Raw genomic sequence first — 16,116 nt, forward strand, 5'->3', positions numbered from 1 at the left:
CGCGCATTTCACCCATGCGGGCGCGATGCGTTTTCTGGCTGTCGCGCCCGCCTCATGGAGGCGCAGTGACACCATGGATGTAAGCACTTCCTCGCTCGACCAGAAGCCGCGGGAACGCCCGTTTCGCGAGTCGCTGCTCGCCATGATCGGCATTTCGTTTGTCATCATGCTCGTGGGCCTCGATCAAACGGTGGTGGGCACGACCTTGCCCACCATCGTCGCGGAACTGAAGGGATTCGATCTCTATGCGTGGGTCGCGACCGCGTATCTCCTTAGCTCCGTCGTCACGGTTCCGATCTTCGGGCGCCTTGGCGACTCCTACGGCCGCAAGCCGTTCCTTATTGCATCGATTGTCGTGTTCACCGCCGCGTCCGCGCTGTGCGGCATGGCCGGAAACATGCTCTATCTCGTGCTCGCGCGCGCCTTGCAGGGCGTGGGCGGCGGCATGCTGATCGGCACGGTCTTCGCGTGCATTCCTGACTTGTTTCCGGACCCGGTGGTGCGGCTGCGCTGGCAGGCCATGGCCAGTTCCGCCTTCGGCATCGCGAATGCAGTGGGCCCCACGCTCGGCGGCGTGATGACCGAATATCTCGGCTGGCGCTCGACCTTCGACGTCAACGTGCCGATCGGCCTCGTTTCGCTGATCTTCGTCTGCAAGTATCTGCCGCATTTGCGGCGCGAGGAACGCGCCGGGGCGGGTCGCATCGACTGGCTCGGGGCCGTGCTGCTTGCGCTGCTGCTGGGGACGCTGCAATTGCTTGTGGAGAGGTTGCCGCAGGCCGGGCTCGGCGGCTCGACGCTGCTCCTGCTCGTCCTGGCCGCAATGGCCGGTACGGTGCTCTGGAAATGGGAGCAGAGACACGGCAACCCGCTCGTGCCCCTCGACATGTTCGGCAATCGCACGCTCGGCATGCTGTTCGCGCTTGCCACGCTTGCTGGTTTCGCGATGTTCTCGCTTCTTTTCTATGCGCCGCTCATGTTCCAGGGCGGCTTTGGCATGTCGCCGAAAGACGCCGGCATTGCGATTACGCCGCTCGTCGTCGCGAGCACGATAGGCAGCATCCTGAATGGGCGGATCATGCCGCGCTTGCGCAAGCCGAATGCCATGCTGCATCTCGGCTTCGCGATGTTCGCGTGCGCATGCCTTGGCGTCGTGCTGGCGACGCGCTCAACGCCGCCATGGCTGTTGATGCTGGCGATGGCCGTGGGCGGCCTGGGGCTCGGCTTCGTGCTGCCGAACCTGACGATCTTCGTCCAGCAAATGGCGGGACCCGCACGCCTCGGTATTGCGACGGCACTCGTGCAGTCCCTGCGCATGGTGGGCGCGATGCTGGGGACCGCCATGACCGGCACGCTCGTCAACCAGCTTTATGTGTCGGCGATACGCCGCAAGCTCGAAGCCGATCACGCGATGGCGTGGCACGAACGGCTATCCGATCCGCGTGCGCTGATCGACCCGCTCGTGCAGAACACCATCGTGGGCGAAATGACGAAGAGCGGGCATAACGGTGCGCTTCTGATCGAGTTCAGCAGGTCGGCGCTCGTCGCCGCGATTCATATCGGCCTGATTCCGACTGTATTGGCGGCGGCTTATGCGTTGTGGCGAAGCCGTAGTTTGCCCTCGTTCGAACTGGAGAGACGGCGCTGAGGATTACCGGTTCGGAACCCAGCGCGATATCGCGCGCCGGTCGAATGGCCTTGTTTCAAAGCGTATTTGCAGGAAGGTGCAAAGAAGTGGCTGGTCAATATTCAATCAAACTATATTGGAGACAGCATGAGCAAGGAAACATCGATTACCGCGACGCGTGATGTCGAAGCGCGCTCGCCACTCGAGCCGGGCCTCGAACGCGGTGCGCAGATCGCCGACACCGGCCAGGCCTGGTACGCACTCGGCATCCTGGCGCTCGCCTATGCGCTGGCGTATATCGACCGTCAATTGTTGAATCTCATTGTCGACCCGATCAAACGCTCTCTGCTGCTTTCCGATACCGACTTCAGCTTTATTCAGGGCACCGCGTTCGTATCGGCCTATTTGATCGCCATTCCGTTCGTCGGGCGTCTCGCCGACGTTGCCAACCGGCGCAACGTGCTGGTGGCCGCGATTGCTATCTGGAGCCTTTGTACGGCGCTTTGCGGCATGGCGCATTCGTACAGTGCGCTGTTCTGGGCGCGCTTCGGCGTGGGCGTGAGCGAGGCTTGCGTGTTTCCCATTGGCTGCTCGCTCATTACCGACTACTTCTCCCAGCGCCGTGCACCGCGCGCGGTGAGCGTTTTCATGGCAAGCCAGTGGTTCGGCGCAGGTTTCTCGCTTGTAGCGGGCGGCTGGGTGATCGCGTCCGCCGCGGGGCTGCGCGATATTATTCCGCCGCTCGCCACGCTTGAGCCGTGGCAAATGGCCTTCATTGTCGTCGGCTTGCCGGGCGTGGCGTTCAGTCTCCTCGTGCTTGCGACGGTGCGAGAGCCTGCGCGGCGTTCGCTGTTGCGCGGTGCGGCGGACGAGCGCGCGTTTTCGATACGCGAGACGTTCCGCTTTCTGTGGCAAAGGCGTGGCTTCTATCTGCGCGTGTGGGGGGCAGTCAGCATGCAAGGCATCGTCGTGCTCGGCATGCCGGCCTGGTTGCCCGCGTTTCTGATCCGCTTTCATGGCGTTTCGCCGGCCGTCGTCGGATACCGGCTCGGCGCCATCGCGGTGATCTGCGGGGCCACCGGCGTGCTGGCGGGCCCGTGGCTTTCGAGGTTGCTGGAACGGCGCGGGTTTCGCGAAACCGATGTGCGCGTGGTGATCATCGGCATGCTCGGGATGGGCGCCTGTTGCGTGGCGATTCCCTTTGCGCCGGGTGCGTTCGGCGCATTCTGCGCCATTGGCGGCGCGATTTTCTCGTTTGGCATTCCTATCGGCCTGCTGGTCGTGATCCTGCAATTCCCGACGCCGAACCGTCTGCGGGGCATTACCGCCGCGTTTCATACCGCGTTTTCCCAACTGGTTGGCTACGGGCTCGGACCAACCGCGATCGCGATGATTACCGACAAGGTATTCGGTAACCCGCGCATGGTGGGCTATTCCATTGCGATCGTGTGCGGAGTGGCGTCGCTCGTTGGTGTCGTGATTCTGTTGACGCTGTTGCCGCGCTATCGACGCATGCTGGCGGAATCGGCGGTGAAGTAACGGGCGTATCACGCGGGTTAATGAATGCGGGCTGGCGTCTCGTGTCGCGAATCACGGACCGGTGACGCCAGTCTCGCCACCATTCGCAGAATGCAAGGAGTGTGGTCATGAATGAACAGCTTGAAGCGAAGTTGCAGCGCCTGCTGGACGAACAGTCCATACGCGAGTTGCTTGCCCGATATTGCCGGGGTGTGGATCGTTGCGACACCGAACTGATCGCCAGCTGCTTTCATCCCGATGCCTGCGACGATCACGGCAACTGGCTCGCACGTGGCGACGGCGTGGCGGGGCATATCGTCGGACTCGTCAAGCCTGGCGCTGCCCGGGCGATGCATTTCATGGGCAACGTCCTCATCGAAATCGAAGGGGATATCGCCTATTCGGAAGCCTATGTGCTCGCATACCGTTCCTTCGAGCGCGACGGCCAGGCCTGTACGCGCACGCGGGCGCTGCGTTTCGTGGATCGTCACGAGCGTCGGGAAGGCGTCTGGCGTATTAGCGAGCGCGTGGCCGTGGACGAGTGGAACCGCCTCGACGCGATTATCGAGCATCAGGACGGGACACATCTGTTCCGGTATTCGAGCAAGGACAGGCGAGACCCCGTCTATGCGATTCGCGCGGGGCGGGTGGCGAGGGAGCGGCTCGATTAAGGAGGTGCGCGGGCGGGCGCGATGAGCGCCCGCTTTATCAGTGCGACAGGCGTGCGGGAAGCGGGCGTATCAAGCCGCGCGGCCGGCGGTCACGCCGCCGTCCACCATATAGACCGCGCCGGTGCAGAAGCTGGACTCGTCGCTAGCGAGGAAAAGCATCAATTGCGCGACTTCTTCCACGGTCCCTTGCCGCTGGAGCGGAATCAGCCGCGCCTTGGTCTGCACCTTGTTGGCCGTGGAGTGCGCGCCGGCTTCCAGGTCTCGCACCATGGGGGTGTCGACCGTGGCGGGATTCACGCTGTTGACACGGATGCCGTGCGCGGCGCCTTCCATCGCCGCGGCGCGCATGAGGCCCACCACGGCATGCTTGGAGGCGACGTAGGCGACCATGTTCGGCGTCGCGCGCACCGACGACGTCGAGGCCGTGACGACGATGCTGCCGCCCGATGGCTGCATCGCTCTCATCACGTGTTTGAGGCCGAGCCATGTCCCTCGCACGTTGACCGCCACGACTTTGTCGAAGGTCTCGGCGCTGTAGTCGACCAGCGGTTTGAGGTCGCCGGCGATGCCCGCGTTGAGCAAGGCAGCGTCGATCCGGCCGAAGCGTTCGACGGTGGCGTTCACGGCGTTGGCGCAAGACGCTTCATCAGAGATATCCGCGCTCACGAAAGCGGCGCAGGTGCCGAGCTCTTGCGCGAGCGAGCGAAGCGGGTCCTCGAGGACATCGACAAGCATGACCTGGGCGCCTTCTTGCACGAACAGACGTGCCGCCGCCGCGCCGATCCCGCGCGCGGCGCCTGTGATCAAAACGGTTTTGCCACCGAGTCTTGCCATTGTTTCTCCGTTGCAATCAAGTGAATCGCTGCGGGCGGCTTGCCGAAAGCGGCCGCCCCGGCCGCATCGAACTGGCCAACGCGCGGCAGGGGCGACGTCAATTCGGATAGCGTTTAGAACTTGTGTCGAATCGCGAGGCGAACCATGACCTGGCGATCGGTGCTGGAAGGCGTGACGCCGTTGATCGAAGCGACGGCCGACTTGCCGGTCGAATCGGTGCCGCTTGCTTTCTGGAAGGTGGCGGTGGCGTAGAGGTCGGTGCGCTTCGAGAGGAAGTAGTCCATGCCGATCGCCCCCTGGTTGTAGGTTGCGCTTTCCATGCCGGCTGCGCCGCTATTGTGCGTGTAGACGTACGACGCGGCGGCCAGCAGAGCAGGGGTGATCTGATATTTGAAGCTCAGTTCGCCCGTGTTGAAGGTGGCCGTGCCGCTAATGCCACCCGCGGGCACAGGGCCGGACGACCTGTCGCCGAGCGCCATGAATTTTGCGTTGGTGTAAACGGCGCCCAGCGTGGCGGCGCCCAGCCCGTAGGCTACGCCGGCCGCGATCACTTGCTGGGTGTGCGCCGAGGAATAAGCGGAGATAATCGGCGAACTCCCGAAGTTGGAACCCGGCACGCCGTCCACGGTCGCGGCGACGGTGCCCCCGGCGCCATAGAACGACGTATTCGGATTGCGCACATTGAGGTAGCCGACGCCGAGTTGCAGCGGGCCGTTCACGTAACCTGCGCCGAGTGACCAGATCTGGTTGTGGGTGACATTGCCCGCCGTGCCGCCCAGCGCATAAACACCGCCGAACTTCAGACCCGCAAAATCGACGCTCGTGTACTTGATGGCGTTGTTGGTGCGCGCCGTGTTGTTCAGATTGTCGATGTCGCTAGGGTGGGCCACGTAGGTGCCGCCCCACTGTTCGCCGGCGCCAAGCGGACCGACATAGTCGACGACGGAGTCGTATTGACGGCCCATGGTCACGGTGCCGTAATGGCTCGACAAGCCGACGTAGGCCTGCCGCCCGAACATGAGGCCGCCTTGGCCCAGTTTGCCCGTATTGACGTCGAAGCCGTTTTCGATGGTCGCGATTGCCGACAGCCCGCCGCCGAGATCCTCGACGGCGCGCAAGCCGAAGCGGCTGCCCTGCAACACGCCGCTCGCGAGGTAATACTGCCGATTGCCGCCCGCGTTGTTATTGAAGTTCAAGCCTTCATCGACAATGCCATAAAGCGTGACGCTGCTCTGCGCAAGCGCGACTCCGCTCGTCATGCCGAGAACCAGTCCTGCATAAAGCGACTTCTTCATGAATCAATCTCCAGTATTTATAGGTTTAAATCGAACGCGAGGTGATCTTGTTTTGGGCGATCGCGGCCGACGCGGGGGGCGATAATACAATTAGTAATACGAAATAAGAAAATCGTTCTTCGAGCCATCGGGTCCGGTTGCCGATAGCAGACCGGATGTCGTCAGGTCATCAACTGAGACGGCAATCCGGTCGGGGTTGAAGCGTGGGGATTTTCGTGAAAATTACTTGAGCGGATCGTGTGCCGTCTCTTTCAGCGAGAGGATGATCGGCAAGGAGACGAGAGCCGCGAAAATGACGTAATAGCTTGGCGAAAGATGCGAGCCCGTAATTTTGATCAAGGCTTCCGAAATCAGCGAGCCGAATCCGCCGAAGATCGCGGTGGCGAGGCCGAACGCCAGCGAAACGCTTCCGGAGCGCAGGCGGGTGGGAAACATCTCCGCCATCGTCGCCGGGAAGATGCCGGCAAAGACGCCCACGAGCGCGCCGACCGCCATGACGGCGACCACGAGCCAGGGTGTGGCTGCACCGCCAAGGAAGAACGCGAACAACGGGTAGGGCACGACAATAAACGCAATGCTGGACGCGACAAGCAGCGGTTTGCGGCCGATGGCGTCGGATATCATCGCCGAGACGATGATCGAGGTGGCCATGGTAAGCAATCCGATGGTGTTCACCCAGAGCGCGACGCTGCTCGGAATGTGTGCGTGCGAGGCGAGGAAAGCGGGAAGATAGGAGAGGAAAACGTAGTACGACGCAATCCAGATCATCGTCATGCCAATCGAGCGGAAGCATGCCAGCCAGACGGATTGCGTATTGGTAGCGGCCTTGTCGGGATGCGTGCGTTCGATGCTCTGGTGTTCGAGAAACGCGGGCGTTTCGTCGATCTTCGCGCGCAGGTAAAAGCCGATCGGGGCGATGACGGCGCCGCCGATGATGAACAGGATGCGCCAGCCGTACGATTCGAGCGCGTCGTGGCTCAACACGGTGGAGAGCAGTGCGGCGACGCCCGATCCGAACACCGTGCCGGCCACGCCGCTGGCTTGCTGAAGGCAGGCGTAGAGCGCGCGGCGCCTGGCTGGCGCCCACTCGATCAGAAACGTGATGGCGTTGCCCGCTTCGCCGCCGGCGGAAAAGCCTTGTAGAAGCCGGCAAATCACGAGGCAGATGGGCGCCGCAATGCCGATTTGCTCGTAGGTCGGCATGAGCCCGATGAGGAGGGTGCCGAGGCCCATCATCGGCATGGCGATCATCAGCGCCCACTTGCGACCGCGCGCATCACCGAGGCGTCCGAAGAAAATCGCCCCGAGCGGACGTGCGATGAGCCCGACGCCGAATACCGCGAACGTGCTGATCAAGGCCATCGACCGGTCCTGAGTCGGGAAAAACTGGTGGGCGATCACAGTCGCGAAGTATGCATAACTCGCGAAGTCGATCCACTCCAGTGCGTTCCCAAGCACGGTGAAAAAGATGGCCTTCTTGTTCATGCTCACTGCGCCATCTGCTGTCATTACCTGTGTCGACATCTCGTCTCCATTTCGTTTTGGTGATTCTTAAGATCTCGGCGTGGCTGCCGTTCGCGCGTGGCCCAGCAAATCGGCCATGTTCGGCAAGGAGTGCGCTGACTTCGTGCGTGAGTTGTCTGGGCCGCGCATCTGCAATAGGGTTACGCCACCATCGAAGAAAGCATAATGCATTATTTGAATTCGATCATTGGCGTTTACGCTAGCGTCTAGTGCTTCGATGCATCATGGCATGTGCATTGTTGCAGTGCAACCAGGTTCGACGCGGACGGGCGCTCGTCAAGCCAGACGGCCTTTCTGCTGGTGATTGGGTGAAAAATTGGGCCGCGGCAGCGGGAAGCAGGCGTTGTAGATGTCGAATCCGGCCTGCATCGAAGGATTGGCTTTTTACTCGCGCATAATATATTATGCATACAAGCAACGTTTGAACCGATTCCGTCAGATTCTACCGGTTGTTCCATAACAAGGAGGAAGTGAGACATGGATGACGAAAGCCAAACGCTGGAGCGCGCCGTCGCGAAGTTTGTGGTCGATTTCAGTCCCCGCGATATCGGCGAGGCCGGGCTCGCGGCCATGAAACGGCTCGTCAAGGATCAGTTCGCGATCCAGATCGGGTCGTCGCAACTGCCGTGGTCGAAGCAGGTCCGCACTTTCCGCAACCCGCGCGCCGGCGGAGCAACGATCGTCGCGGAGGGATTCAAGGCCACGCCGGCCGATGCGGCTTATCTGAACGCGGCCTACGGTCACGGATTCGAGTACGACGACTTTGCGGGCAACGCGCATCCGGGCTGCTGCGTCGTGCCGGCGGCGTTTGCCATCGGGGAGGAAATCGGCGCGAACCTGGAGCAGGTCGCCACGGCGCTCATCGTGGGCTATGAGACGTATGTGCGAATCGGCCGCCTCGCGTCGCCGGATCTGCTCAATGCGGGCTGGCAGCCGCATTCGGTGCTGGCGAACTTCGGCGCCGCGGCCGTCGCGGCGAAGCTATACGGGCTCGATGAAGAGCAGACGCTGCACGCCCTCGCCATTGCGTTGAGCCATGCGAGCGGCACGACCGAGTACGCATCGACAGGCGGTTCGGTCAAGCGTGCGCATGCGGGCATGGCGGTGCGCAACGGTATCGAGTCCGTGGATCTCGCGCGTGCGGGCATTACCGGGCCGCTGCGTTTCCTCACGGGCGACCGGGGGTTTTATCGGACGTTTGTTCGCAAGTCGGTGGGCGCGGAGGCGATCGACGATTTCCGCACGGACGCGCCCTTGCAGCTTCTCCAGATGTCGTTCAAGGCCTACTGCTGCTGCGCCGCCAATCACGCCTATATTGAGGTGTTGGCCAATGTTCGCGAGCGCGCGCACGAGATTACCGGCATCGACGCAAATATTCAGACCATGACCGACGCGATTGTCGGCACGCGCAACGCGCACATTTACGGGCCGCGCAATATCGAAGAGCTGCAATACGCGTTGCCGGTGCAGATGGCGCTTTCGGTGCTGGGCAAGGGCAACGGCTATCGGACCCATCGTGACTTCCTCGAGGGACGGCTCGCGTTGACCGCCGACTCGGATGTGATCGAATTTGCCCGCAAGATTCGCCTGCATGTGTCCGAAGCGCTCGATCGCGAGTACCCGCGCCACTTCGTCGCTGACGCGACGGTCCATTTCAAGGACGGATCATCGGTGCATCTGTTCCAGGAGCGTGCGACGGGCAGCGTGTTGAGGCCTTATCCGCCCGAGCAGTTTCAGGCCAAGCTCGATGAATTGACGAACGAGATCATTGGCAAGCCTCAAGCGGACAAACTGTTCGGCCTGGTCGACGCCTGGGAGCCGACGCAGCCGGTGGGCGACATTGCCGCGCTATTGCAGCGCTAACGAAGACCGCGCGGAGCAACGCGCGGATCTGGTCCGCCGAACCATGCGGCGGCAAGCAATCGGAAACAGAGGGACGACTCATGCAGAGTGTTATCGAGCAGTTGTTTGGTGTGGCGGGGAAAAGCGTGCTGGTCACGGGTGGCAGTCGAGGTATCGGCAAGGCGATTGCCGAGGCCTTCGTCAAGGCGGGTGCGCGCGTGTATATCTGTTCGCGCGACGCGGAAAAATGCGACGCGGCGGCGAGGGATCTTCAGCAATTCGGCACGTGCGTGTCGCTCCCGTGCAATATTGCCTCCGCCGAAGACCGGCAGAGGCTGGTGCGGCAGTTGAAGGAGCATGAAACGGCGCTCAACGTGCTGATCAACAACGCCGGCGCGATCTGGGCGGCGCCACTGGAGGAGTATCCGGAGTCGGGCTGGGACAAGGTTTTCGATCTGAACGTGAAGGGGACGTTTTTTCTCGTCAAGGATCTCGTTGCGCTTCTGAGCGCGGGCGGCAGCGCGGAAGATCCGGCGCGCATCATCAATGTCGGCTCGATCGACGGCTTCCATGTTCCCGGCCACGAAACCTATGCGTATTCGAGCTCGAAGGCGGCGCTTCACCATTTGACTCGCCACTTCGCATCCCAGTTGGCGGCGCGGCATGTTACGGCGAACATCATTGCCCCGGGGGTGTTTCCGAGCAAGATGCTCGCGGCGACGCTGGAGACCAAGGGCATGGACGCGATGGTCGAGCCGGTTCCGCTCAAACGCCTCACTGGCGATTCGGACATGGCCGGCGCCGCGATCTATCTTGCTTCGAAGGCGGGCGCGTATGTCACCGGAGCGGTCATTCCGGTGGACGGCGGGATGGCGACCACGCTGTAGGCTCCCGCGCCACTCGGAGCAAAATGCCGCAGTCGCCCCAACTTCGTGCCGAACCATATAAGATGCATTAAAAATGAATCTTTTCATGGAGCGGCCATGAACGTCTATCGAATCGAAGAGCCCGCCCCGAAGTCACGGGGCGGTTTCGCGCTGTGGGCGCTGGGGTTCCGGCCGTTCTACCTGGGTGGCGCGCTGTTCGGCATCGCGGCCGTGCTCGCGTGGATGGCTGCTTATTCCGGTCATCCGCTGCCTGGCTTCAGTTCGTATCTGCCCGGCGTGTTCTGGCACGTTCACGAGATGATTTTCGGCTTTGGCGCGGCGATCGTGGCGGGCTTTCTGCTCACCGCCGTGCGCGCCTGGACCTCCATCACGCCCGCGCAGGGGAAATCCCTCGCCGGGCTGTGGTTGCTGTGGCTCGCCGGGCGCGTTGCCGTCGCGTATGGCTCGCCGCCTGTCGCGGCCGTGGTCGACAGCCTGTTCCTGCCGGTGTGTGCGCTCGTGCTGCTGCGCGTGCTGATCCACGCGAAAAACCGTCACAACATCTTCCTGCCCGTTGCACTCGGCCTGCTTGCCGCGCTGAACGTCACGTTTCATCTCTCGATGCTGGAAGGGCGCGCGGACCTGGCGCTGCACAGCGCCTACCTCGCCGTGGGCATGCTCGTGCTCTTCATCACGATCATCGGCGGCCGTATCATTCCTTCATTCACTGCCAACGCCGTGCCGGGTTACGCGTTTCGCCGCTGGGACGCGATCGAGCGCGCGGTGATGCCCGTGAGCGCGCTGGCGTTCGTGCTCGACGCCGCGCTCGGCTCCGGCGTGCTGGTCGCGCTGGTCGCCTGTGCGGCGGCGTGTGCGCAGGGCGCGCGCCTTTGGGGCTGGCGGCCGTGGCGGGTCGGCAACCGGCCGATTCTCTCCATCCTGCACATCGCCTATGCCTGGATACCCGTAGGCTTCGCGCTGCTCGCGCTATCCGCCCTGGGGCTCGTCGCGCATACGCTCGCCATCCACGCGTTCACAGTGGGCGCGATTGGCTGCGCGATCATGGCGATGATCACGCGCACGGCGCGCGGACACACGGGGCGCAAGCTCGTGGCGGGCGGTATCGAGGTGGGCTGTTACGGATTGCTCGTGCTCGCCGCGCTCATCCGCGTGATCGGGCCCTGGCTCGCGCCGCAGTGGCTCACGTTCTGGATCGAAGCCTCGGGCGCCTGCTGGGTTGTCGCCTTCATGGCGTACTGCTATCGCTACGCGGGCTGGCTCATGACGCCACGCGCGGATGGTAAGGAAGGCTGAGTTTTCAGGTTCGCTATCCGCAGAATGAAAAGCCCGCGAGCAAGGCAAACAGTGTGGACGGCTTCAACCAGTTCGCGAACGTCCACACTGTGATCACCCCGATGCCAAGCACGATCGCGGTGATACTGGCGAACCGCCCGACACGATGCGCTTGCATGCTCATGCCGCCTGCAAAGCCGTACTGTTCATACGCGCAACACGCTGATCGTCGATCGGCAGATGCAGCACGCCGGCAATCACGCCGAGCGCGATCGATCCATACCACAGCAAGTCATACGAATGCGTGGCGTCGAACACCACGCCGCCCAGCCACACGCCGAAAAAGCTGCCGAGTTGATGCCCGAAAAACACGAAGCCGAATAGCGTCGTGATATAGCGCACGCCGAACACCTGAGAGACGACACCGTTCGTGAGCGGCACCGTGCCAAGCCAGATGAGGCCCATCACAAACGAGAAGACATAGAGGCTCACGGGCGTGAGCGGCAGCGCGATGAAAAGCGCCATGGCGCCCGCCCGCACGAAATAGATCGCGGAAAGCAGATACTTGCGCCGCAGGAAGCCGCCCGCGTAGCCGCACAGGAACGTGCCCGCCGTGTTGGCGAGGGCGATGGTCGCGAGCGCGATGCCGGCTTCGCGCGCGCCGAGGCCGCGATCGAGCAGCCACGCGGGCAGATGCGCGGTGATAAAGGCAAGCTGGAATCCGCACGCGAAAAAGCCGAGATTGAGCAGCCAGAAGCCGCGATGCGAGAGCGCTTCCGTGATGGCGGCGCGCATCGGTTGTGCGTCACTCGGCGCGTCATCGAGCACGGCGCTTCGTGCGTTGTCCGCATGGGCCGCGCCGTGTGGATGCGGCGTGGGCGTGTCGCGCAGCCAGTGCGCGAGCGGCGCGGTGGCGGCCACGATGGCGGCGAGCACGACGATGGCCGCGGCCCAGCCGAAATGGCCGATCATGTCCTGCGCGAGCGGCACCATGCAGAATTGCCCGAGCCCGCCTATCGTGCCCGCGACGCCGAGCGCCCAGCCGCGCTGCTCCGCCGGATAGAGGCGTGAAAGCGCGCCGTAGACCGCGCCGAATGCGGTGCCCGACAACGCGATGCCAACCATGAGCCCCACGCCGAGCGTATAGAGCCCCGTTGTCGTCGCATGCGCCATCACGAGCAAGCCGAGCGCATAGAGCACCGCGCCCACGAGAATCACGCGCGCCGAGCCGAAGCGGTCGGCGATCATGCCCGTGAGCGGCTGGGCGACGCCCCACAGCAGGTTCTGCAACGCGAGCGCAAGCCCAAACACTTCGCGCGACCAGCCGCGATCGAGCGTGACGGGCAGCAGGAACAACCCCTGCACGTTGCGCGCGCCAAGCGCCGCGCCCATCACGATGCCGCCTGCAATCACGGGCAGCCAGCGGGTTTGCCACTGCCGGGTTTGCTGCTGCCGGGTTTGCTGCTGCATCGGCTCGCGTGTTTGGCCTGTTTCGACCGGTACGCTCATGTTCGCTTCCTGGCGCGTGCGCCGCGTGTGTCGTGTAAGGGGCGTGCAGAAGGCGCACCCAGGCGCATTCGCCGCGAGGCCATTTAAGCTCGTGCGGCGCTGGTGCTCAAGCGAGTATTTGGCGCGGTTCGCATGCGTACAACGCATGCGAACCGGTTTGAGGTGATCAGGACAGGCCTGGCTCGCCGGGCGCGGCAGCGCCGCATTCTTCGCAGATCCAGTCGATCACCGCACGCACGTCGTCGCGCGGGACGTCGTCCGCCTGATCGAGGAAGTAGGCATAACCGGACGCGCGGCTCGCGCCGTTTTTGCCGATGGTGGCGAGCCGCCCGTCCGCGAGCATCGGCTCGACGAGCGCGTGGCGGCCGAGTGCCAGGCCACGGCCCGCGAGCGCGGCCTGGACCACCTGGTCATACTGATTGAAGCGCAGTACGCCACGCGGCCGCGCGTCGGCAAGGCCCAGCGCGCCGAGATGATCGGCCCAGCGCAGCATCGGCCGCCTGGGCCCGTCGAATTCGAGCAGGACGTGCCGGGCGAGCGTCGCCGCGTCCAGCTTCGCGATGCGCAGCGACGGGTGCGCGACCGGCACGATGGCTTCATCGAACAGCCGTATCGACGCCGGTGAGGCGCTGCGCGCGCTCGCGTAGCGAATGGCGAGGTCGATGCCTTCGGCGCGCAGGTCGAGCACCTTGTCCGTGGCCGCCACGCGCAGATCGATGTCGGGATGTCGTTGCTGGAGCGCGCCCAGGCGCGGCAGCAGCCAAAGCGCAGCCACGCCGATGCTGGCCGTGATCGTTACGGGCTGGCGCGCCGCGCCCTGCGTGAGCGCCTCCAGCGCTTCCTGTAGCTGCTGGACGGCACTGTCGGCGGTGCGGAACAGCCGCTCGCCCTCCGGCGTGAAGGCGATGGAGCGATAGCCGCGATGAAACAGGCTCAGGTCCAGGGTCTCTTCGAGCGCTGCGATCTGGCGGCTCACGGCCGATTGCGTGAGACAGAGGTCCTGAGCCGCGAGCGTGATGCTCATGCGCCGCCCGACCGCGACGAAGCCGCGTATCAGGTCGAGCGAAGCGAGCCGGACGAGCGGGACTGCCATGCGTGCTCCTCATGCGAAGAATGCAGGAAGATTGATTGAGCGAGCGGGCGCAGTCAAGTGAAATGGCGTATCGCACTTTACTGGCGCGGGGAGATGTCGCATGAGCGAGGCGGATACGTATCACGATACGAGGCAGCAAGAGAGACGCGAACCGGAGCCGTTCACGGCGATTGCGGCCGACGGTTACCCCATCCGTGGATTCGCGTGGCGCCACGGCGTGCCGCGTCCCGTCGTCATCGTGAACGCAGCGACGTCGGTGCGCTGCCGGTACTACTTTCGCTTTGCCGCCTGGCTGCATGAGCACGGCTACGATGCGATCGTCTACGACTACCGTGGCATCGGCGAGTCGCGTCCGGCCGATCTCGCGCGGTTTTCGGCAAGCTGGCTCGACTGGGGCGAGCGCGACTTCGAGGCGGTGCTGCGCTACGTGGGCGAGGGGTTTCCGGGGCAGCCCGTCGATGTCGTCGCGCATAGCATTGGCGGGTTCGTCGTGGGGCTCGCTGCTTCGAATGGGCATATTCGAAGGGTGTTCACGGTGGGGGCGCAATACGCGCACTGGCGCGACTATGCGACACGCAGCAAGCCCGCGATGCTGTGGAAGTGGCACGTCGTCATGCCGGTGCTCGCCGCGCTGTGCGGCTATTTCCCTGCGCGGCGGCTCGGCTGGATGGAGGACACGCCGCGCGGTGTGGCGCTTTCATGGAGCCGCAGCGAGCGCAATTTCGAGGACACATACCGGCGCAGGCCAATCGCGCGCGCACGCGAGCAGCGCGACGCGCTCGTTCGACGCTTCGCGGCCATGCGCGTGCCGCTGCTCGCCGTGAGCACGACCGACGACGCGTTCGGCACCGTGCCGGCCATCGAACGGCTCCTGCGTTACTTCGTGCATAGCAGGGTTGCGCATCTCCGCATCGCGCCCGCCGATATCGGCGTGGAGCGCATCGGCCATTTCGCGTTCTTTCACAGCCGTTTCGAGGCGAGCCTTTGGCCGGTTGCGTTGCATTGGCTCGTCAATGGCGCGATTGCGCCGGGCGCGCCGGGGCGCATCGTGTCGTCGCGCAGCGGGCTCGACGAGACCGAGGGCGAGTCGTGCGTGCCGCTACGGCGCGCTCATGAGCCTACGACAAAACCGGCCTGAAAAAGCTGCGCTCGTAACTCACGATGCAACGCGTATCGACCGCGTAGCGAAACGCCGCCTGGCATTCGGCGTCTTTCATCGAATCGGCGCGATACGTTTCATAGGCCGCGAGGCTCGGAAACGAAAACAGCGCGAGCGCGATATTGTTGGCGCCCTCGGAAGGCAGGAAGTAGCCATGATGCGTGCCGCCGAACTTCTCCACGAGCGGAATCCACATCTTCGCGTAGGTTTCGAATTCTTCGAGACGGTATGGATCGATCACGTAACGCAGATAGCAGGTAATCATGGTCTGTTCTTCGAGTGGTTGGAAAACGGGCCCTGTACTGTGTTGCAAGGCGTGGCGCGCGTCAAGGGCCATGAGGCCATGAGGCGCTTAGTCCTGCGCCATCTCCAGAAGCTTCGCCACCGTATTCATGTTGCGCGCCGTGCCGTTCTTTGCTGCCGCGATCTTTAGCTTCGAGCGGCCAATGCCGTCCTTGTAATGCACATAGATTTCCCGCACGCCTCGCGCCATTTCTTCGGACTGCTTGCCAGTCGCGCTGTCGAGTGCGTCGGCGGGCGGCGGGGTGTCAAGAAAGATCGCGACGGTGCGATCGGGCGCGGCGGCCGCAAATGGGTTGCTCTCCAGCACGCCGGCAAGCTCGGCGCCCGAGCGCACCAGCACGCCGACGGGCTCGCCCGCATAGGCGTCGAGGCTTTGTTCGAGTTTCTTCTTTACGGCGGCTTCACCAAGCCGGCTTTCGAACACGACATTGCCGCTCGCGATATAGGTGCGCACGCGCGTGAATCCGAGCGCTTCGCACATCGCGCGAAGCTCCGGCATGGGCAGTTTTCCGGTGCCGCCGACATTCACGGCGCGTAGCAGGGCGATGTAAACAGGCATGGATGGGAACCAGGAGTGACAGC

At 63.6% G+C, this 16,116-nt stretch carries 14 protein-coding genes; 7 read left to right on the forward strand and 7 right to left on the reverse strand.

Translation table 11 applies throughout. The annotated features are described in order from the left end of the window. The first annotated feature begins 73 nt into the window (after positions 1 to 73). From C7402_RS38565 to C7402_RS38575, 3 genes are all read left to right on the forward strand, one after another. The gene (locus C7402_RS38565; RefSeq protein WP_116614272.1) at positions 74 to 1,648 is read left to right on the forward strand and encodes an MDR family MFS transporter; all 1,575 of its coding nucleotides are present in this window, start codon (positions 74 to 76) and stop codon (positions 1,646 to 1,648) included. Positions 1,649 to 1,774: 126 nt separating this feature from the next. Beyond that, a complete protein-coding gene (locus tag C7402_RS38570) occupies positions 1,775 to 3,166 on the forward strand; it encodes an MFS transporter (RefSeq protein ID WP_116614273.1) in 1,392 nt (463 codons plus the stop codon). A gap of 107 nt (positions 3,167 to 3,273) precedes the next feature. Continuing rightward, entirely contained in the window at positions 3,274 to 3,816 is a 543-nt protein-coding gene (locus tag C7402_RS38575) for a nuclear transport factor 2 family protein (protein WP_116614274.1), read from the forward strand. Positions 3,817 to 3,885: 69 nt separating this feature from the next. On the opposite strand, the gene C7402_RS38580 is transcribed toward C7402_RS38575, so the two are convergent. The 3 genes from C7402_RS38580 to C7402_RS38590 form a co-directional block, all read right to left on the reverse strand. Then, a complete protein-coding gene (locus C7402_RS38580) occupies positions 3,886 to 4,650 on the reverse strand; it encodes an SDR family NAD(P)-dependent oxidoreductase (protein WP_116614275.1) in 765 nt (254 codons plus the stop codon). Between the two features lie 113 nt (positions 4,651 to 4,763). Then, complete coding sequence (locus C7402_RS38585; RefSeq protein WP_116614276.1) at positions 4,764 to 5,945, reverse strand: porin; 1,182 nt, start codon at positions 5,943 to 5,945, stop codon at positions 4,764 to 4,766. Positions 5,946 to 6,167: 222 nt separating this feature from the next. Continuing rightward, positions 6,168 to 7,469, reverse strand: a complete 1,302-nt coding sequence (locus C7402_RS38590; RefSeq protein WP_244315036.1) for an MFS transporter — start codon at positions 7,467 to 7,469, stop codon at positions 6,168 to 6,170. Between the two features lie 477 nt (positions 7,470 to 7,946). Here C7402_RS38590 and C7402_RS38595 point away from each other — a divergent pair, with 477 nt between their 5' ends. From C7402_RS38595 to C7402_RS38605, 3 genes are all read left to right on the forward strand, one after another. After that, the gene (locus C7402_RS38595; RefSeq protein ID WP_116614278.1) at positions 7,947 to 9,332 is read left to right on the forward strand and encodes an MmgE/PrpD family protein; all 1,386 of its coding nucleotides are present in this window, start codon (positions 7,947 to 7,949) and stop codon (positions 9,330 to 9,332) included. 80 nt (positions 9,333 to 9,412) lie between these two features. Beyond that, positions 9,413 to 10,198 (forward strand): SDR family oxidoreductase, encoded by a 786-nt coding sequence (locus C7402_RS38600; RefSeq protein WP_208949069.1) that lies wholly within the window; start codon positions 9,413 to 9,415, stop codon positions 10,196 to 10,198. Positions 10,199 to 10,294: 96 nt separating this feature from the next. After that, a complete protein-coding gene (locus tag C7402_RS38605; RefSeq protein ID WP_116614279.1) occupies positions 10,295 to 11,491 on the forward strand; it encodes an NnrS family protein in 1,197 nt (398 codons plus the stop codon). A 159-nt stretch (positions 11,492 to 11,650) separates the two neighbouring features. Here the strand turns inward: C7402_RS38605 and C7402_RS38610 are convergent, their stop codons facing one another. Together C7402_RS38610 and C7402_RS38615 are read right to left on the reverse strand one after the other, a co-directional pair. Further along, entirely contained in the window at positions 11,651 to 12,940 is a 1,290-nt protein-coding gene (locus tag C7402_RS38610) for an MFS transporter (RefSeq protein WP_116614322.1), read from the reverse strand. 205 nt (positions 12,941 to 13,145) lie between these two features. Beyond that, positions 13,146 to 14,072, reverse strand: coding sequence for a LysR substrate-binding domain-containing protein (locus C7402_RS38615; RefSeq protein WP_116614280.1), 927 nt, complete (start codon positions 14,070 to 14,072; stop codon positions 13,146 to 13,148). A gap of 100 nt (positions 14,073 to 14,172) precedes the next feature. On the opposite strand from C7402_RS38615, the gene C7402_RS38620 reads away from it, so the two are divergent. Then, positions 14,173 to 15,210 carry an alpha/beta hydrolase family protein gene (locus C7402_RS38620; protein WP_116614281.1) on the forward strand — a complete coding sequence of 346 codons (1,038 nt, stop codon included), beginning with the start codon at positions 14,173 to 14,175 and terminating at the stop codon, positions 15,208 to 15,210. On the opposite strand, the gene C7402_RS38625 is transcribed toward C7402_RS38620, so the two are convergent. Both C7402_RS38625 and C7402_RS38630 read right to left on the reverse strand, forming a co-directional pair. Continuing rightward, a complete protein-coding gene (locus C7402_RS38625; protein ID WP_116614282.1) occupies positions 15,191 to 15,496 on the reverse strand; it encodes an NIPSNAP family protein in 306 nt (101 codons plus the stop codon). The two genes, C7402_RS38620 and C7402_RS38625, sit on opposite strands and share 20 nt — an antisense overlap. A gap of 87 nt (positions 15,497 to 15,583) precedes the next feature. Beyond that, entirely contained in the window at positions 15,584 to 16,093 is a 510-nt protein-coding gene (locus tag C7402_RS38630) for a DUF1697 domain-containing protein (protein WP_116614283.1), read from the reverse strand. Positions 16,094 to 16,116 lie beyond the last annotated feature (23 nt).

Source organism: Paraburkholderia unamae (assembly GCF_003096875.1).
Classification (GTDB): domain Bacteria; phylum Pseudomonadota; class Gammaproteobacteria; order Burkholderiales; family Burkholderiaceae; genus Paraburkholderia; species Paraburkholderia unamae.